The organism is Streptomyces sp. NBC_00400, assembly GCF_036048035.1.
In the GTDB taxonomy this organism is placed as follows: Bacteria; Actinomycetota; Actinomycetes; order Streptomycetales; family Streptomycetaceae; genus Streptomyces.
The window spans coordinates 4,385,301-4,402,547 of the sequence record NZ_CP107940.1; the positions used below are offsets into that span (position 1 = coordinate 4,385,301).

Sequence of the window (17,247 nt, forward strand, 5' to 3'; positions counted from 1 at the left end):
CCGGTGAGAGGCCGGCGAGGGGCCGGGGAAGGGCCGGGGAAGGCGCGGCGGAGACGGGTGCGGCGCGGGAGCCGGGGCCGCCGCGCAGAAAGTTCTGTCCGGGCGGCACGGGGTGCGGGGGTGCTGGGTAGGCTCCCATGTCATGGAGCATGAGGTGTACGTTCCGTTTCCCGTCGGGACCGTGCGGCAGGCGCTCACCGAGCCGGAGCGGGTGGCGCGCTGTGTCCCAGGAGTCCAGCTCGACGCCGATGCCGCCCCCCGGACCCCGGTGGGCAGGCTGCGGCTGCGTATCGGAAGCTCCACCATCACCTATCGCGGCACGCTGACGGTCAGTGCCGCCGCCGAGGACGGCGGGTCCGGCGACGGCGGGACGGGCGACGATGGCGCGGCCGCCGTGGTCACCGTCGAGGCGAAGGGCACCGAGACGCGGGGCGACGGGTCGGTGGCGCTGACCCTGACCGTACGGCTCTCCCCGGCCACCGAACCGGGTCCCGGGACGACATTGGCCTGTTCGGGCACGGTCCATGGCGACGGCCGGCTCGCCGAGGCCACCGACCAGTCCGCCCGGACCGCCGGCCGCCGGCTGCTGGACCGCTTCGCGGAGAACCTGGCGGCCGATCTGCGGCAGCGTCCGGTGGCGGGGCGGACCGGCGACGGCCCTTCGGACGGGGGCACCGCCGACGCGGCCGAGCCGGGGGTCTTCGGCACCGAGGTGCCGCCGTCGTCCCTGGAGCCGGGCGGTGACGAGGATCCGGGCGGTGACGAGGGCGCCGGGGATGCGGCAGGCCTCGGTGAGGCGGCGGGGGACGTCGGAGGTCTCGATGCGGGGGACGCCGAGGACGTCTTCCGCGCGGCGCACGACGGGCACCCCGAGCACGCCTACGGTCACGATCCGGACGGCCGCGCCCCCGCCGAGGCCGCACACGCCCGCCGGACGATGATCGGGCGCAGCGCGGAGGAGGTCGACCACGCCCCGCCGCGCGGGCGGTACGCACCGGTGCCCGCGCCCGAACCGCACGCCACCTCGGTGGCCCTGCGCTGGGCGGCGCCCGCCGCTGCCGTGGTGCTGGCATCCGCGGTGGTCGTCGGCCGGGTGCTGCGCCGGCGGCGCTGACTCCGTCGTTCACCGGCAGGCCGAGCGCCGTCCCGGCGTCCCGCGCCCCGGCCCGGCGTCCCGGGGCCCCACGCCCCGTCTTCGTCCCCGCGCCCCGTCCCGGCGTCCCGCGCCGGGCGCGGGCGCACCGTTAGGGTCGGTCCCGTGAGTACCGACAACACCACGCGGAACGCGGCGCCGGAGCAGGCGTCACCAGGCGTACGGCTGGCCGCCGGAGACACCGAAGTGACCGTCCGTCCGGACAACGGCTGCCGGATCGCCGGTCTGCGGGTGGGCGGTACGGAGCTGCTGCGGCAGGGTGACAGGTACGGCTGTTTCCCGATGGTTCCGTGGTGCGGCCGGATCGCGCACGGCCAGTTCCGCAACGGGGGCGAGCGGCACCAGATGCCCCTCAACGCCGCGCCCCACGCCATCCACGGCACCGGCCGCAACCTCCGCTGGCGGACCGCGCGTTCGAGCGCCACGGAAGCGGTCTTCACCTGCGACCTCGCCGATCCGGCGGCGCCCTGGCCGTATCCGGGGCGGGTGACCCAGCTCGTCGAGCTGGCCGCGGACGGCGGCTCGCTCACCCTCACCCTGTGCGTCGAGGCGACCGCCGACTCCTTCCCCGCGCAGGCCGGATGGCACCCCTGGTTCCTGCGGAACCTCGGCGAGGGCGGCGAGGACGCACGCCTGGACTTCACGCCCGAGTGGCAGGAGGAGCGGGGCGAGGACCACCTCCCGACCGGCCGGCGGATCCCGCCGCGGCCGGGGCCCTGGGACGACTGCTTCGGAATGCCGCAAGGGGTCCAGGCCACCCTCACCTGGCCGGACCGGCTGGAGCTGACGGTCAGCAGCCGCGGCGAATGGGTCGTGGTCTACGACGAGCAGGAGGCCGCGGTCTGTGTCGAGCCGCAGTCCGGCCCGCCGAACGGCCTCAACACCCTGCCGCGCCTGGTCACGCCCATCGATCCGCTGGAGATCTCCACGACCTGGAGCTGGCGGAGCCTGTCGCAGGGCACCGGCTGAGGGCCGGCACAGGACACCGCCCGAGGGGCGTCGTCGAGCGCCCGCCGCGGGGTGACGTGCGCCTGCCGCGGGACCATGTGCGCCTGCCAGGGGTGACGGGGCAGCCCTTAAGCTCGTGCGCATGAGTGACGACGTGCGCGGCGAGCTGCTGCAGCAGATCAAGGACAAGGCCGTGGTGCACGGCAAGGTGACGCTTTCCTCCGGCAAGGAGGCCGACTACTACATCGACCTGCGCCGGATCACCCTGGACGGCGAGGCCGCGCCGCTGGTCGGACAGCTGATGCTGGAGATCACCGCCGATCTCGACTACGACGCGGTCGGCGGGCTCACGCTCGGCGCCGACCCGGTCGCGACCTCGATGCTGCACGCCTCCGCCGCCCGCGGCGGCCGGCTGGACGCGTTCGTGGTCCGCAAGGCGCAGAAGGCGCACGGCATGCAGCGTCGTATCGAGGGTCCGGACCTCAAGGGCCGCCGGGTTCTGGTCGTCGAGGACACCTCCACCACCGGCGGCTCCCCGCTGACCGCCGTCGAGGCGGCGCGCGAGGCGGGCGCCGAGGTCGTTGCGGTGGCAACGATCGTCGACCGGGGTGCCGCGTCCGCGATCGCGGAGGCCGGAGTCCCTTACATCACCGGCTACCAGCTCGGCGACCTCGGCCTGAGCTGACCGCGGCCGAGGGCCGCGCGGAATCCGGCAGAAACGCGCTGAACTGCGGCTTTACCGAGGGGCGGCTGGTTTCACGTGAAACCGGCCGCCCACACTGCGGGACGGCCGGGCGCGGGATGTGGAGCAATTCGCCGAGTCTGGGAAGATGTGCTCGGCGAAGTCCTCGCCCCCTGGTCAGGGCCAAGAAAGCACACCCGCATACCTGAAGGAGCGGACAGATGCCCATCGCAACCCCCGAGGTCTACAACGAGATGCTTGACCGGGCGAAGGCAGGAAAGTTCGCCTACCCGGCCATCAACGTCACCTCGACGCAGACGCTGCACGCCGCGCTGCGTGGGTTCGCCGAGGCTCAGAGCGACGGCATCATCCAGATCTCCACCGGTGGTGCGGAGTTCCTGGGCGGCCAGTACAACAAGGACATGGTGACCGGCGCGGTCGCGCTCGCGGAGTTCGCGCACGTCGTGGCCGAGAAGTACGACATCACCGTCGCGCTGCACACCGACCACTGCCCCAAGGACAAGCTCGACGGCTATGTCCGCCCGCTGCTGGACATCTCCGCGGAGCGCGTGGCCAAGGGCCAGAACCCGCTGTTCCAGTCCCACATGTGGGACGGCTCGGCCGAGAACCTGGCCGACAACCTGGCCATCGGCCAGGAACTGCTCGCCAAGGCCGCCGCCGCCAAGATCATCCTTGAGGTCGAGATCACCCCGACCGGTGGCGAGGAGGACGGCGTCACCCACGAGATCAACGACGAGCTCTACACCACGGTCGACGACGCGCTGCGCACCGCCGAGGCGCTGGGCCTGGGCGACAAGGGCCGCTACCTGCTCGCCGCCTCCTTCGGCAATGTCCACGGCGTCTACAAGCCGGGCAACGTCGTGCTCCGCCCCGAGCTGCTGAAGGACCTGCAGGAGGGCGTGGGCGCCAAGTACGGCAAGGCCGCCCCGTTCGACTTCGTCTTCCACGGCGGCTCCGGCTCCACCCCGGAGGAGATCGCCACCGCGCTGGAGAACGGCGTGGTCAAGATGAACCTGGACACCGACACCCAGTACGCCTTCTCCCGCCCGGTCGCGGACCACATGTTCCGTAACTACGACGGTGTGCTGAAGGTCGACGGCGAGGTCGGCAACAAGAAGGCCTACGACCCGCGCAGCTGGGGCAAGCTGGCCGAGGCCGGGATGGCCCAGCGCGTCACCCAGGCCTGCGAGAACCTGCGCTCCACCGGCACCAAGATCAAGTAAGCGCGGCCGGCCGCACGGCCGGTCCCGCTGCGCACCAAGGCTCCGCATCCGCCGTGATGCGGAGCCTTTGGCGTGCCCGGACCGGTGCCTGCCGTGCGCCCGACCCGGTGCCTGCCGTGTGCCCGGACCCGTGCCTGCCGTGCCCGGACCGGTGCCTGCCGTGTGCGCAGGGCGGGCGAGCGGGCGCGGATACGGGCATGCTCGCGGTATGAGCGAACCGAGTGCGCCCGGCAGGGTCCGGCTGGCCTCGGCACAGGGCCGGTGGGTGCTGGCGACGGCCGTGCTGGGGTCCGGCATGGCGATGCTCGACAGCACCGTCGTCAATGTCGCCCTGCCCAGGATCGGCAAGGACCTCAACACGGATCTGGCGGTCCTCCAGTGGACCGTCACCGCCTACATGCTCACCCTCTCCTCGCTGATCCTGCTGGGCGGCGCCCTCGGTGACCGCTTCGGCCGGCGCCGGGTGTTCGTGATCGGCGTGGTGTGGTTCGCCGCGGCCTCGCTGCTGTGCGGGCTCGCGCCGGGCGCCGGGGTGCTGGTCGCGGCCCGGGCGCTGCAGGGCGTCGGCGGGGCGCTGCTCACCCCCGGCTCGCTGGCCCTGATCCAGGCCGTCTTCCACCCCGATGACCGGGCGCGGGCGGTCGGCGCCTGGTCGGGGCTCGGCGGTGTGGCCGCGGCGGTCGGCCCGTTCATCGGCGGCTGGCTGGTGGACGGGGCCGGCTGGCGCTGGGTGTTCTTCCTGAACGTGCCGCTGGCGGCGGTGTGCGTACCGGTGGCGCTGCGGCACGTCCCCGAGACCCGGGAGCGGGACGCCCGCGAGCGCCGCGGCTTCGATGTGTCCGGCGCGGTGCTGGGGGCGCTGGCGCTGGCCGGAGTGACCTATGCGCTGATCGCCGCCCCGGGCGGAGGCGCCGGGCCCGGCGTGATCGTTCCGGCGGTGGCCGGGGTGCTGCTCGGGGTGCTCTTCGTCCATGTCGAGCGGCGGCGGAAGGATCCGATGCTGCCCCCGGCGATCTTCGGCATCCGGCTGTTCTCGGCCGTCAACGCCGTGACGGTGTGCGTCTACGCCGCGTTCGGCGGCTTCTTCTTCCTCGCCGTGCTCCAGCTCCAGGTCGTGGTGGGGTATTCGGCGCTGCAGGCCGGTACCGCGCTGCTGCCCACCACCGTGCTGATGCTGCTGCTGTCCGCCCGCTCGGGCCAGCTGGGGCAGCGCATCGGCCCGCGCATTCCGCTCACCGTCGGACCGCTGCTGTGCGCCGCGGGGATGCTGCTGATGACACGGGCCGGCCGGGGCGCCTCGTACTTCGCCGATGTGCTGCCCGCGCTGGTGGTGCTGGGCGCGGGCATGGTGACGCTGGTCGCGCCGCTCACCTCGACCGTGCTGGCCTCGGTGGACGTGGACCGGGCGGGCCTGGCCAGCGGCATCAACAACGCGGCGGCGCGGGCCGCGAGCCTGATGGCGGTGGCCGCGCTGCCGCTGCTGGCGGGCATCGGCCCGGAGGCCTACCGCTCGGCGGACGCATTCGGCGCGGCCTTCCAGCGGGCCATGCCGCTGTGCGCGGGCATCCTGGTGATCGGCGCGCTGATCGCCGTGCTGACCGTACGCACCAATGTGCTGCGCGCCGCACCGGGCGCCCAGGAGCCCTGCCGGGCGGAGACGACCTACCACTGCGGGGTGAGCGCACCGCCGCTGGATCCGGGCGAGACCACGGTCCGGAAGGTCCAGCGGCTGCCGGGCAGCGGGGGACAGCCGGGCCGGCCGGCCGAGGGGGACACCCCCTAGCAGCCCGGGCCAGGCCTCCGGCCCCGTAACTGCCCGGGCCCGCCGACCGCCGGCACCCGCCCAGGCCGTCAGCCGCCGGTATCCCCACGCCTCCGGCCGCCCCTGTCCGCCCCTGTCCGCCGTACCCCAGGGTGCAAGATCCCGGCCGCCGCCCGCCCCGCCCCGGCGACCAGGCAGACTGGGAAGCATGGCCATTCACGAGAATCTGCTCGGGGGACCGCCCCCGACCCATCTGCCCGACGACCCGGAACCCCGCGAACTGCTCGCCTCGGGCACGGCGCCGTCCGACGTCGCCGCGAAGTACCCGACCTCCTCCCTGGCCTGGGCCCAGCTCGCGGACGACGCCTTCGAGCAAGGCCGGGTCGTGGAGTCGTACGCCTACGCCCGCACCGGCTACCACCGCGGCCTGGACGCGCTGCGCCGGGCCGGCTGGAAGGGCCACGGCCCGGTGCCGTTCGAGCACGAGCCCAACCGCGGCTTCCTGCGGGCGCTGCACGCCCTCGCCCGCGCCGCCCAGGTGATCGGTGAGCAGGAGGAGTACGAGCGCTGCTCGGCCTTCCTGCGGGACTCCTCGCCGACCGCGGCCGACACCCTCGGCTGAGGGGCTGCCACCGGTTCTCCCCGCAACAAGGGCCACGGCCCGCCCGCGGGGCAGCGCCGGGCAAGATCAACGGGCCGGCCGCGTGATCGCGGTCGGCCCTTGCGCGGTCGCTGCCCAGCACGGATCATTTCCAGTGGGCCGGGTGATCCCGCGCCCGAGGGGACCGGGGCTCCCGAGCCGACGAGGAAGGGGCGGACCGCTACCCGGTAGTTCGCACCTGAGGAGTCCCTCATGTCGCAGCCGTCTCCCACCGACCCCGTGAACAGCGCCTCGATCGCCCCCACAGCGGGTCCCGCAGCGGCCGGCACCGCCGAGCCCGACCCGCCGTTCGCCCCGGATCTCAGCATCGGCAGCAGCGGTACGACCCCGTACGAGGACTATGTCCAGGCGGATGTCCTCACCCACCTGCAGCACCCGCTCTCCGACGACCCCGGCGAGATGGTCTTCCTGGTCACCACCCAGGTCATGGAGCTGTGGTTCACCGTCATCGTCCATGAGTGGAGCACCGCCGCCGAGGCGCTGCGCCGTGACGACCTGACGGTGGCGGAGGAGGCGCTGCGCCGGTCCACCTACGAGCTGGAGGCGCTGAACGCCGCCTGGAAGCCGCTCGCCCGGCTGACCCCGGCGCAGTTCAACGCCTACCGCAGCGCGCTCGGCGAGGGCTCCGGCTTCCAGTCCGCCATGTACCGGCGGATGGAGTTCCTGCTCGGTGAGAAGTCCGCGTCGATGCTGGTGCCGCACCGCGGCGCCTCACGGGAGCACGCCGAACTGGAGAAGGCCCTCCAGGAGCCGAGCCTGTGGGACGAGGTGCTGCGGCTGCTCGCCCGCCGCGGCCATGCCGTGCCCGAGGCCGTCCTCCGGCGGGACCCCGCGCTGCGCTACGAGGCCGACCCGGCCGTCGAGGCCGTCTGGGCCGGGATCTACGCCGGGCCGCAGGAGTCCGGCCTCGTCCGGCTCGGCGAGGCGCTGACCGATGTGGCCGAGCTGGTCTGGCGCTGGCGCAACGACCACCTGGTCGCGACCTGGCGGGCCATGGGAGCGAAGATGGGCACCGGTGGCTCGGCGGGGGTGGCCTGGCTGGAGAAGCGGGCCCGCAAGAATGTCTTCCCGGAGCTGTGGACGGCGCGCAGCCATGTCTGAGACCCCGGAATACCCCGACCACACCGGCCTCCAGGAGCCGTCCGGCGCCCGTGAGCAGGCCGCGCGGGCCGCGGAGCAGGACGCCGCCGACCCGCTCGCCGCGATCCGTGACCGCTTCGTCCTCGACGCCGCGCCCGATCACGCCTCCGGCGACGCCGGGGTCTACCTGGACGGCAACTCCCTCGGCGCGCTGCCCCGTACGGTGCCCGGCCGGATCGCCGATGTCATCGCCCGCGAGTGGGGCGAGCTGCGCATCCGCTCCTGGACCGAGTCCGGCTGGTGGACCGCGCCCGAGCGGGTCGGCGACAAGATCGCGCCGCTGATCGGCGCGGCACCGGGCCGGGTGGTGGTCGGCGACTCGACCAGCGTCAACCTCTTCAAGGCCGTGGTGGGCGGCGTCCGGATGGCCGGCAAGGGCTGTACGGAGATCCTCGTCGATGCCACGACCTTCCCGACCGACGGCTATATCGCCCGGTCCGCGGCCCGGATGACCGGCCTCGCGGTGCGCCCGGTCGAGCCCGCGCGGATCGCCGACGAGGTCACCGAGCGGACCGCGCTGGCGCTGGTCAACCACGTCGACTACCGCACCGGACGGCTCAACGACCTGCCCGGCATCACCCATGCGCTGCACTCCGCGGGCGCGCTCGCCGTCTGGGACCTGTGCCACAGCGCCGGTGCGCTGCCGGTCGGCCTCGATGCGCACCACGTCGACCTCGCCGTGGGCTGCACGTACAAGTACCTCAACGGCGGCCCGGGTGCGCCCGCTTACCTCTACATCCGCGAAAGCCTCCAGGAGCGGTTCGAATCGCCGCTGCCGGGCTGGAATTCGCACGGCGATCCGTTCGCCATGGACCCCGCGTACGTCCCCGCCGAGGGCATCGCGCGCGGCCGGGTCGGCACCCCCGACATCCTCTCGCTGCTCGCCCTGGAGGCGGCACTGGAGGTCTGGGACGGGGTGTCCATCGAGGCCGTACGCGCCAAGAGCCTCGCCCTGACCGACTTCTTCCTGGAGTGCGTGAACGCCTACGTGCCGCCGGGCCGGGCCCGCTCCGTCACGCCGTACGACCACCGGCGGCGCGGCAGCCAGGTGTCGCTGGAGTGTTCCCCCGCGGCGGAGGAGGTGATGGACGAGCTGATCCGGCGCGGGGTGGTCGGCGACTTCCGCCCGCCCGACGTGCTGCGCTTCGGCTTCACCCCGCTCTACACCTCGTTCGCGGACGCGGAGCGGGCGGCGTGGGTGCTCGGCGAGGTGCTGAGGGCGCTGCCCGATGTCGAGTCCGGGGCGGCCGGGGCCGGCGGGTGAGCGCGGCGGACGAGGAGGCGGCGCTGCTGGGGCTGGCCCCGGTGGCGCCGGACCGGACGGTGGCGTACGGGCCGCATCCGGACCAGATCGTCGACCTGTACCTGCCGCGGGTGGCAGGCGGCGAGTGGGCGGCCGAGGACGCGCGGGCGGCCGAGAGCGCGCGGGTGGCGGACGGGGCGACGGCGGCCGAGGAGGCGAGGGCGGCCGACGGGGCACAGGCGCAGGCGGCCGGGCCCCCGCCGGTCGTCCTCCTGCACGGCGGCTTCTGGCGCGCCGCCTACGACCGCCGCCATCTGTCACCGCTCGCCGCCGCACTGGCCGGGCAGGGGCTGCCGGTCGCGCTCGCCGAGTACCGCAGGGTCGGTGCGGGCGGCGGGGCGCCGCAGACCTTCGACGATGTGACGGCGGGCCTTGCGGCGGCGGTGCGCGAGCTGCCGGGTGGCGGGGATCCGGTGCTGGTCGGCCACTCCGCGGGCGGCCAGCTCGCGCTGCTCGCCGCCGCCCGCCCCGGCACCCGCCTCTCCCGCGTCCTCGCCGTCGCACCGGTCGCCGACCTCGCCCGCGCCCATGCGCTGGGCCTGAGCAACGGCGCGGTCGCCGAACTGCTCGGCGACGGGCCCGGCCTCGCGGATCGGATCGCCGCCGCCGACCCGGCGTGCCACCCGCCCGCCGGCGTCCCGGTCACGATCCTGCACGGCACCGACGACCCGGACGTCCCGCTCGACCTCTCCCGCCGCTACGCCGCACACAGCCCCGGCACCACGGACCTGCACGAGCTGCCCGGCGTCGGCCACTACGGCCCCGTCACCCCCGGCAGCCCCAGCTGTCACACACTCTTCGCCCAACTGCGCCGCACCTGTAGTACTTGAGGCGGACCTCGGCAGATCCCCACTGGTGGGGACGCCCTGGGGCCCGTCGTTGCTTACCTTTGTCAGCGTGAACGACACCACCCAGACGCAGAGCCACCTGCGTTCCGAGGCCCGGATAGCCCATGGGGCGCTGCACCGGCTGCGCCAGGACCTGTTCGTCGGCGCCTTCGCCTTCCGCCCGATGCCGCCGCTGGAGGACGCCAAGGTGTCCCGGTGGCTGCCGTTCCTGCCGCAGCGGCTGCGGCACTGGGCGCGGTGGCTGCCGCACTCCCTCGTCGGCTTCTTCTCGGTGTGTGTCTTCCTGGGGACCTTCGCCGACAGCTCCGGGCCCGGCGCGCTGCGCGGCATCGTGGTCGCCGGCTTCAGCGCGCTGGTCGCCGCCGGGCCGCTGCTCACGCTCTTCCGCCCGGTGGGCGCCTACTGGCTGTCGGTGGGCGCGTTCGTCGTGTCGGCGGTCACCCACGCGGCCCTCGAGTCCCCGTTCGGCAGCGTCGTCGGGGAGGTGGCCTTCCCCGTCCACCTCGCCGTGATGGTCCTCGTGGTGCTGCGCACCCGGCCCCGGCTGGCCATCGAGATGTGGCTGGTCACCTTCGCCGCGGCGGCCGTGCTGACGGCGCTCCTCGGCATGGACACCGGCGATCTGCCGCCGGTCGCGGTGTTCTGCGGTGTGGTGCTGGTCTCCGCCGCCGCGATCCGCGCCTGGCGTGAGGAGCGCCGGCAGGTCGTCGAGACGCTGACCGCCACCGCGGAGGAGCGCTCCCGGCGCACGCTCCTGGAGGAGCGCGCCCTCATCGCCCGTGAGCTGCACGATGTGGTCGCCCACCACATGTCCGTGATCGCCATCCAGGCCGAGGCGGCGCCCTACCGCGTCAAGGACACCCCGCCCGAGCTCGCCACGTCCTTCTCGACGATCCGGGAGAACGCCGTCGCCGCGCTCGCCGAGCTGCGCCGCATCCTCGGTGTGGTCCGCTCCGCCGACCCGGACGCCTTCGCCGAGGCCGATCCGGAGGCCCCGCAGCCGACGCTCGGCAGCCTCGACGCGCTGCTCGCCAGCGTCCGCAGCGCCGGGCTGACCGTCGAGGCGGTGACCACCGGTGCGCCCCGGCCGCTGCCGCAGGGCGTGGAGCTGTCCGCGTACCGCATCGTGCAGGAGTCGCTGAGCAATGCGCTGCGGCACTCGCCGGGCGCCGCGGCACGGGTGGAGATCTCCTATGTGCTGGGCGGGCTGGGCGTACGGATCGTCAACGGTCCGCCGAGCCGCCTGGCCAAGCCCTCGCCGGGCGCGGGCCACGGGGTGCTGGGCATGCGGGAGCGGGTACAGATGCTGGGCGGCGAGATGACGGCCGACCACACCGAGGACGGCGGCTTCGAGGTCGCGGCGTTCCTCCCGGTGGTGCGCACGGCGGGCGAGAAAACGGTGGGGGGCAAGGCATGATCCGGGTACTGATCGTCGATGACCAGGTGATGGTCCGTGAGGGCTTCTCCGTCCTGCTCAACGCCATGCCGGACATCGAGGTCGTCGGGGAGGCGGTCGACGGCCGCCAGGCGGTGCACAAGGTCGCGGTCCTCAAGCCCGATGTCGTCCTGATGGACATCCGGATGCCGGAGATGAACGGCCTGGAGGCGACCCGCGAGATCGTGGCCGCCGACGCGGACGCCAAGGTCCTGGTGCTGACCACCTTCGACCTGGACGAGTACGTCTACCAGGCGCTGCGCTCCGGGGCCAGCGGCTTCCTGCTCAAGGACGCCTCGGCCGGCCAGCTCGCCGAGGGCGTCCGCATCGTCGCCTCCGGGGAGGCGCTGCTCGCCCCCACCGTCACCAAGCGCCTGATCTCCGAGTTCTCCCGTCTCGGCACCCCTCGCGCCCCCGCCCAGGAGCGCATCGCCGATCTCACGGAGCGCGAGACCGAGGTCCTGGTGCTGGTGGCCCAGGGCCTGTCGAACGGCGAGATCGCCGAGCATCTCGTCGTGGCCGAATCGACGGTGAAGACGCATGTCAGCCGGATATTGGTGAAGCTGGGGCTGCGCGACCGCACCCAGGCGGCGGTGTTCGCGTACGAGGCGCGGCTGGTGACGCCGGGGGGCTGAGGCCCGCGCCACGGCTTGTGGCGGGGGCGCACGGCGTGGGCCGCCGGCGGGCCCCGCCCGCCGGCGGCCCGTCACCTCAGGCCGTAGGGCCTGTCTTCAAAGTCCCGCCTGCCTCGCGGCGCCTGGCACGCCCGCTCGCCGCGTTGTCGGGATCTCCCCGGTACACCCAGTACCGGGAAGACCCTCCGCCTTGCGATCGCGCTCGGCATCCACGGACTTCATAAGGAGCCGAGACGGAGCGAGCGGAGCGAGTGAAGTGCACCAGACACCGCGAGGCCCGCCCTACGGGCGAACGACGCGACTTTGAAGACAGGCCCTACGGCTGCGGGACCTCCCGCACCAGCCTCGACGTCCACGGACACCAGACCAGCCCCGGCAGGAACGGCCCGCCGGCCTCGTCCAGATGCTCTTCGACATAGGGCGTGGTGGCGTCACAGACCTCGATGGCGAAGTCGAAGAAGTCGATGGTCTCCGGGCGGAGATGGAAGCTCCAGCGCCAGTTGTACGGGGCGGGGCGCTTCTCGATCCGGCCGACGACATGCGGTTCCGAGTGGGACGCGCCGCTCAGCAGGTCCCGGGCGTGCTGGATCTTGCGGGGGTCGGTGAGCTTGATGACGAATTCCTCGCGGGTGACGTCGGTCATCACGAAGTAGGCCGCCGACGCGTCCCCGGTGCGGTGTGCGGCGTCGCCCGCCTGCTTGCCCTGGGCGGGCCCGGCCGCCGCAACGGCGAGCAGTGCTGCCGCCGCCAGCATGCCGATCTTGGTGGTGATGCGTGGCATGAACCCCTCCGGTGCCGCGGGCCGTGGTCACGGCCGTGCATGCGGAAAGTAACGGCTGCGTCACTTATTGCTCCAGAGTTACTACGGGTTAACGCGCGAGCAGGTGAAATCGCGAAGAGTGACTGGCCGTCGGCGGATTTCTGTGCTCTGTCCACACCCTGTGGACAGCGCGCGCCACCGCGGGACGCCCACCCGGCGCCGTACGGCAGAAGGAAATCCGGCCCGGCGCCACGGCATACGCAAGTGCGCCGCCGGAGTCCGCTACAGCTCCGGCGGCGCACGGATACGGGACGGCCCGGCGCGGCAGGGCCGGCCGCCGCGGGATCAGCCGAGATCGCGCCGGCGCAGGCCCGCCAGGCCCACGAGGGCGAGGAGGGCGGAGAGAGCCGTCAGCCAGAGGAACGGGGCGGCGGTGACCTCCGCGCCGGGCAGCTTGGGGAGGTGGCTGTACGGGGAGAGATCCATGGCCCACCCGGGGAACTTGAGGGAGGGGCCGATCCAGCCGAGGGCCAGGCAGCCGCCGACCAGGGCCCAGACGGCGCCGGTGGCCCCGGGGAGCAGGCCGAAGGTGAGGACCGCCAGGCCGGTGAGCGTCCAGATGGCCGGGACCTGGGCGAGGGCGGCGGCCAGGACGGGGCCGAGTGCGCCGCCGAGGTCGCCGGACGGGAGTCCGTAGGCGAGGCCCAGGCCCAGGCCGCCGGCGGCCAGGATGACGACGGTGCCCGCGTAGGCGAAGGCCAGATGGCCGGCCGCCCAGCGCAGCCGCCCCACCGCGCCGGCCAGCACCGGCTCCGCGCGCGCCCCGGTCTCCTCACCGCGCAGCCGCAGTACCGCACCGGCCGCGTAGAGCGCCGCCACCATCCCGAGCAGGCCGGTCATGGTGGCCAGGAAGGCCTCGGTCAGGCCCTGCTGACCGCCCATCCGCTCGACGATCTCGCGGGTCTGCCGGTTGCCGCCGACCAGATCGGAGGCGCCCTCGGCGATGCCGCCGAAGACCCCGCCGGCGCACAGGAAGCCGAGGCTCCAGCCCAGCAGGGTGGCGCGCTGGAGCCGCCAGGCCAGACCGAAGGGGCCGCTCAGGGAGCGCGGCGCGAGCGCCGGTCCGGGGCGGGCCGGCAGAAAGCTCATGCCGAGGTCACGGCGGGCGGTCAGGGCGTAGGAGGCGACGACGGCCAGTGCGGCGGCAGCCAGGGAGAGCAGGGCGATCCACCAGCGCTCGCCGGCGTACGGCCGCAGGTTCTGCGCCCAGCCGATCGGTGAGAGCCAGGTGAGCGGGGAGGCGGCCGCGGGGTCTGCGGCGTCGCCCGCGGCGCGCAGCGCGAAGGCGAGGCCGAGGGCCGCGCCGGTCAGGCCCTTGGCGAGCCGTGCGCTCTCGGTCAGCTGGGCGGCGATGGCGGCCAGGCCGGCGAAGAGCAGGCCGGCGGTGCCGATGGCGGCGCCGAGCGCGAGGGAGCCGGCGCCCGGCAGACCGGAGGCGGTCAGGCCGCCCGCGATCAGCACGGCGAGCCCGGCATTGGCGAGCAGGGCCGTCAGCAGGGCCGCGGTCAGCGGTGCCCGGCGGCCGCTCATGGCGGCGGACAGCAGCTCCTGACGGCCCGTCTCCTCCTCCTCGCGGGTGTGCCGGACGACGATCAGCAGGCTCATCACCGCGGCGAGGACGGCACCGAAACCGGCCATCCGCCAGGCGACCAGGCCGCCGAGGGAGTCGCTGAAGACCGGCCCGTACAGCGCGCGCATCGAACCGTTGCCGTTCATCGAGGCGGCCAGCCGGGCGCGCTCGGCGGCGGTGCCGTAGACCGCCTCGAAGGACGCGCCCATGGCGGCGACGGCCGGCCCGAGGGCCAGCACCCAGGCCGGGATCATCACCCGGTCGCGGCGCAGCGCGAGGCGCAACAGGGCGCCGGTGCCGGCCAGATGACGGGGGCGTGCGGCGGGCGCGGGGAGGGCCGCGGCCACGGCGGTCATCGCGCGACCGCCGCTGCGCCGCGGGTGTCGTCCTGGTAGTGGCGCAGAAAGAGCTCTTCCAGGGTGGGCGGGGTGCTGGTGAGGCTGCGGACGCCGGAGGCGGTGAGCGAGCGCAGGACGGCGTCGAGCTTGTCGGTGTCGACCTGGAGCTCGACGCGGTGGCCCCGGCTCCCCCGGATCGGCCCGCCGGCCAGGCCGTGGACGCCGGGGAGCGCGGCCAGCCCGTCGGGCGGGCCGGCGAGTTCGGCGATGACCGAGGTGCGGGTCAGATGCCGCAGCTCTCCCAGCGAGCCGGATTCGACGGTCCGTCCCTTGCGGATGATGCTGATGCGGTCGCACAGCGCCTCGACCTCCGACAGCACATGGCTGGAGAGCAGCACCGTACGGCCGCGGTCGCGCGCCTCGGCGACACAGCTCTGGAAGACCTCCTCCATCAGCGGGTCCAGCCCGGAGGTGGGCTCGTCGAGGACGATCAGGTCGGCGTCGGAGGCGAAGGCGGCGACCAGGGCGACCTTTTGCCGGTTGCCCTTGGAGTAGGTCCGGCCCTTCTTGGTGGGGTCGAGTTCGAACCGCTCCAGGAGCTCGGCCCGGCGCGCGGCGTCCAGCCCCCCGCGCAGCCGGCCGAGGAGGTCGATGACCTCGCCGCCGGAGAGATTGCGCCACAGGGTCACATCGCCGGGGACGTAGGCGAGCCGGCGGTGCAGCTCGACGGCGTCCTGCCAGGGGTCCTTGCCCAGGAGCCGGGCCGTGCCGCCGTCGGCGCGCAGCAGGCCCAGCAGGACGCGGATCGTCGTGGACTTCCCGGCGCCGTTGGGTCCGAGGAAGCCATGGACCTCACCGGCCTCGACGTGCAGGTCGAGGCCGTCCAGTGCGCGGGTGCGGCCGAAGGACTTGTACAGGCCGTCGACCCGGACCGCCGGAGCGGGAGAGATTGCCTTGGTCATGCTTCGGAAAGTACGCTAGTTTCACAAATTTGTGAAGTTAAGAAAACGTATAAAGTTGGAGGGGCGGTTCTGATCAGGGGAGATGATGCGGACATGAGCGAGCAGCGACAGCACGGCGCGGGCCGGACCGCGCAGACGGCCGGGGACACGCGCGACGACGAGGCGGTCTCGCAGTTCGTCGAGCGGTTCGCGGCCCAGCTCGTCGATGCCGGTATGCAGCGGATGTCCGCCCGCGTCTTCGCCTGTCTGCTGGCCTCCGACTCCGGCGTGCTGACCTCCGCCGAACTCGGCGAGCGCCTGCAGGTCAGCCCCGCCGCCGTCTCCGGCGCGATCCGCTACCTCTCCCAGGTCGACATGGTCAGCAGGGAGCGGGAGCCGGGCTCCCGCCGCGACCGCTACCGCGTGCACAGCGACCAGTGGTACGAGGCGCTGGCCCGCCGGGACAACGTCCTCACCCGCTGGGAGGGCACCCTGCGCGAGGGCGTCGAGAGCCTGGGCGAGGCCTCCCCGGCGGGCCGCCGGATGAGCGAGACGCTGGTCTTCTTCGAGTTCCTGCAGGAAGAGCTCGCGGGGATGCTGCAGCGCTGGCGCGAGCACCGCGACCGGATGCGGGCCGAATACGACGACGCCGCCCGCTGAGGCACCGGGAACGCCGCCCGCTGAGGCACCGGCCGACGCTCACCCCCGGGGTAGCTGGAGCCGCCAGGCCCCCGGCTGCAGGGTCCAGGTACGGGTCCTGACCGGCCCGGCGACCACCGCGTCCGCCCGGTAGTGGAAATCCGCGCCGGACACCGTCACCGCCCGCGCCCGGGCCCGTACCGGCCGGCCCCCGCCCGGCCAGTGCACGACCACCTCGGCCAGCGCGTCATGGGCCCCGGGCCGCGGCCCGTCCGCCCCGGCCCGTCCGCCGGGCATCACCGACACCCCGCGCACCGGCCGGTCCAGATCCGCCAGCAGCACCCCGTCCGCCTCGATCCGCAGCCGCGCTCCGGGTACCCGTGCGCGCCGCCCGCCCAGCCCGGCGGCCGGCGCCGCCAGCAGCGCCAGCGCCGTACGGGCGGTCCGTGCGGCCGGCTGCCACCACGGCCGGTGCCCGTCGAGCCCGCCCGCCGGGCCGTCCGGCGCCTCCACGGCCTCCCGGGCCTCCCGCGGATCCGCCGGGGCCACCGCGGGGGCCGCCGCGGGCACATACACCCCGCCGCCCTGCCGGGCCGCCGCGCTCCCGCAGGGGATCCGCAGCCCGCCGAGCACGATGCCGTCGCTGTCGTCCGTGAGCAGGTCCCGCGGCCGCTCCCCGCCGTCCAGGACGGCGCGCGCGGCGGCCACCGTGTCCGTGGGGACGCCCAGCGCGCGGCTCAGCGCCACGGCGGCCGGAGCGCCCACCGGGACCATCGACAGCGGCACCGCGGCCAGCTCGCGTTCCTTGTGCAGCAGGCCCACCACGCGCAGCAGCGCCCGGTCGTCACCGATCACCACCGGCCGCCGGTGGCCGCGCCGGGCCAGGACCCGCGCGAATTCCTCCGGCCCCTCCGGGAGGCAGATTTTCGCCCCCGCGCCCGCGCACAGGACATCCTTCGCGATCCGCACGGACTCGCCGTCCGTACTGCGGGCGACCGGGTCGATGACCACGAGCAGGGGGTGCCCCCGAACGGAGTCCACGGGAAAGTGCCCAGAAGGCTGCGCCGACACCTCGGTCCTTCCTCAGGTAGCATCTCGGTGCAAGAGCCCCTTGCGCTATTGCGCCAG

The 17,247-nt window shown here is 74.0% G+C and carries 16 protein-coding genes; 12 read left to right on the forward strand and 4 right to left on the reverse strand.

Going from position 1 to position 17,247, the window contains the following annotated elements; genetic code table 11:
- Window positions 1-142: 142 nt before the first annotated feature.
- The 11 genes from OHS81_RS19100 (at window position 143) to OHS81_RS19150 (ending at window position 11,811) form a co-directional block, all read left to right on the forward strand.
- A complete protein-coding gene (locus OHS81_RS19100; RefSeq protein ID WP_328385944.1) occupies window positions 143-1,114 on the forward strand; it encodes an SRPBCC domain-containing protein in 972 nt (323 codons plus the stop codon).
- Between the two features lie 144 nt (window positions 1,115-1,258).
- Window positions 1,259-2,122, forward strand: a complete 864-nt coding sequence (locus OHS81_RS19105; protein WP_328385945.1) for an aldose epimerase family protein — start codon at window positions 1,259-1,261, stop codon at window positions 2,120-2,122.
- A gap of 121 nt (window positions 2,123-2,243) precedes the next feature.
- The gene (pyrE, locus tag OHS81_RS19110; RefSeq protein WP_088798586.1) at window positions 2,244-2,786 is read left to right on the forward strand and encodes an orotate phosphoribosyltransferase; all 543 of its coding nucleotides are present in this window, start codon (window positions 2,244-2,246) and stop codon (window positions 2,784-2,786) included.
- A 218-nt stretch (window positions 2,787-3,004) separates the two neighbouring features.
- Window positions 3,005-4,027: a class II fructose-bisphosphate aldolase gene (gene fbaA / locus OHS81_RS19115; RefSeq protein ID WP_328385946.1), complete on the forward strand. Its 1,023-nt coding sequence runs from the start codon at window positions 3,005-3,007 to the stop codon at window positions 4,025-4,027.
- Window positions 4,028-4,235: 208 nt separating this feature from the next.
- Complete coding sequence (locus OHS81_RS19120) at window positions 4,236-5,810, forward strand: MFS transporter (RefSeq protein WP_328385947.1); 1,575 nt, start codon at window positions 4,236-4,238, stop codon at window positions 5,808-5,810.
- Between the two features lie 187 nt (window positions 5,811-5,997).
- On the forward strand, window positions 5,998-6,411 hold the full coding sequence (locus OHS81_RS19125) for a DUF3151 domain-containing protein (protein ID WP_328385948.1): 414 nt from the start codon (window positions 5,998-6,000) through the stop codon (window positions 6,409-6,411).
- A gap of 231 nt (window positions 6,412-6,642) precedes the next feature.
- Window positions 6,643-7,551 (forward strand): tryptophan 2,3-dioxygenase family protein, encoded by a 909-nt coding sequence (locus OHS81_RS19130; protein WP_328385949.1) that lies wholly within the window; start codon window positions 6,643-6,645, stop codon window positions 7,549-7,551.
- On the forward strand, window positions 7,544-8,854 hold the full coding sequence (kynU, locus tag OHS81_RS19135; protein WP_328385950.1) for a kynureninase: 1,311 nt from the start codon (window positions 7,544-7,546) through the stop codon (window positions 8,852-8,854). Before OHS81_RS19130 ends, kynU begins: the two co-directional genes overlap by 8 nt.
- Window positions 8,851-9,723 (forward strand): alpha/beta hydrolase, encoded by an 873-nt coding sequence (locus OHS81_RS19140; RefSeq protein WP_328385951.1) that lies wholly within the window; start codon window positions 8,851-8,853, stop codon window positions 9,721-9,723. The genes kynU and OHS81_RS19140 overlap by 4 nt, the downstream gene beginning before the upstream one ends.
- Before the next feature lie 115 nt (window positions 9,724-9,838).
- Window positions 9,839-11,158 carry a sensor histidine kinase gene (locus tag OHS81_RS19145; RefSeq protein WP_328391259.1) on the forward strand — a complete coding sequence of 440 codons (1,320 nt, stop codon included), beginning with the start codon at window positions 9,839-9,841 and terminating at the stop codon, window positions 11,156-11,158.
- Window positions 11,155-11,811: a response regulator gene (locus OHS81_RS19150; RefSeq protein WP_030989251.1), complete on the forward strand. Its 657-nt coding sequence runs from the start codon at window positions 11,155-11,157 to the stop codon at window positions 11,809-11,811. The genes OHS81_RS19145 and OHS81_RS19150 overlap by 4 nt, the downstream gene beginning before the upstream one ends.
- A gap of 316 nt (window positions 11,812-12,127) precedes the next feature.
- Here OHS81_RS19150 and OHS81_RS19155 read toward each other — a convergent pair whose 3' ends face one another.
- The 3 genes from OHS81_RS19155 to OHS81_RS19165 form a co-directional block, all read right to left on the reverse strand.
- A complete protein-coding gene (locus tag OHS81_RS19155) occupies window positions 12,128-12,592 on the reverse strand; it encodes a BP74-related protein (protein ID WP_328385952.1) in 465 nt (154 codons plus the stop codon).
- A 324-nt stretch (window positions 12,593-12,916) separates the two neighbouring features.
- On the reverse strand, window positions 12,917-14,557 hold the full coding sequence (locus OHS81_RS19160) for an ABC transporter permease (protein ID WP_328385953.1): 1,641 nt from the start codon (window positions 14,555-14,557) through the stop codon (window positions 12,917-12,919).
- Window positions 14,554-15,501 (reverse strand): ABC transporter ATP-binding protein, encoded by a 948-nt coding sequence (locus OHS81_RS19165; RefSeq protein ID WP_328385954.1) that lies wholly within the window; start codon window positions 15,499-15,501, stop codon window positions 14,554-14,556. The genes OHS81_RS19160 and OHS81_RS19165 overlap by 4 nt, the downstream gene beginning before the upstream one ends.
- A gap of 93 nt (window positions 15,502-15,594) precedes the next feature.
- On the opposite strand from OHS81_RS19165, the gene OHS81_RS19170 reads away from it, so the two are divergent.
- Window positions 15,595-16,140 (forward strand): GbsR/MarR family transcriptional regulator, encoded by a 546-nt coding sequence (locus OHS81_RS19170; RefSeq protein ID WP_328385955.1) that lies wholly within the window; start codon window positions 15,595-15,597, stop codon window positions 16,138-16,140.
- Between the two features lie 39 nt (window positions 16,141-16,179).
- Here the strand turns inward: OHS81_RS19170 and OHS81_RS19175 are convergent, their stop codons facing one another.
- On the reverse strand, window positions 16,180-17,160 hold the full coding sequence (locus OHS81_RS19175; protein ID WP_328385956.1) for a hypothetical protein: 981 nt from the start codon (window positions 17,158-17,160) through the stop codon (window positions 16,180-16,182).
- Window positions 17,161-17,247: the final 87 nt, after the last annotated feature.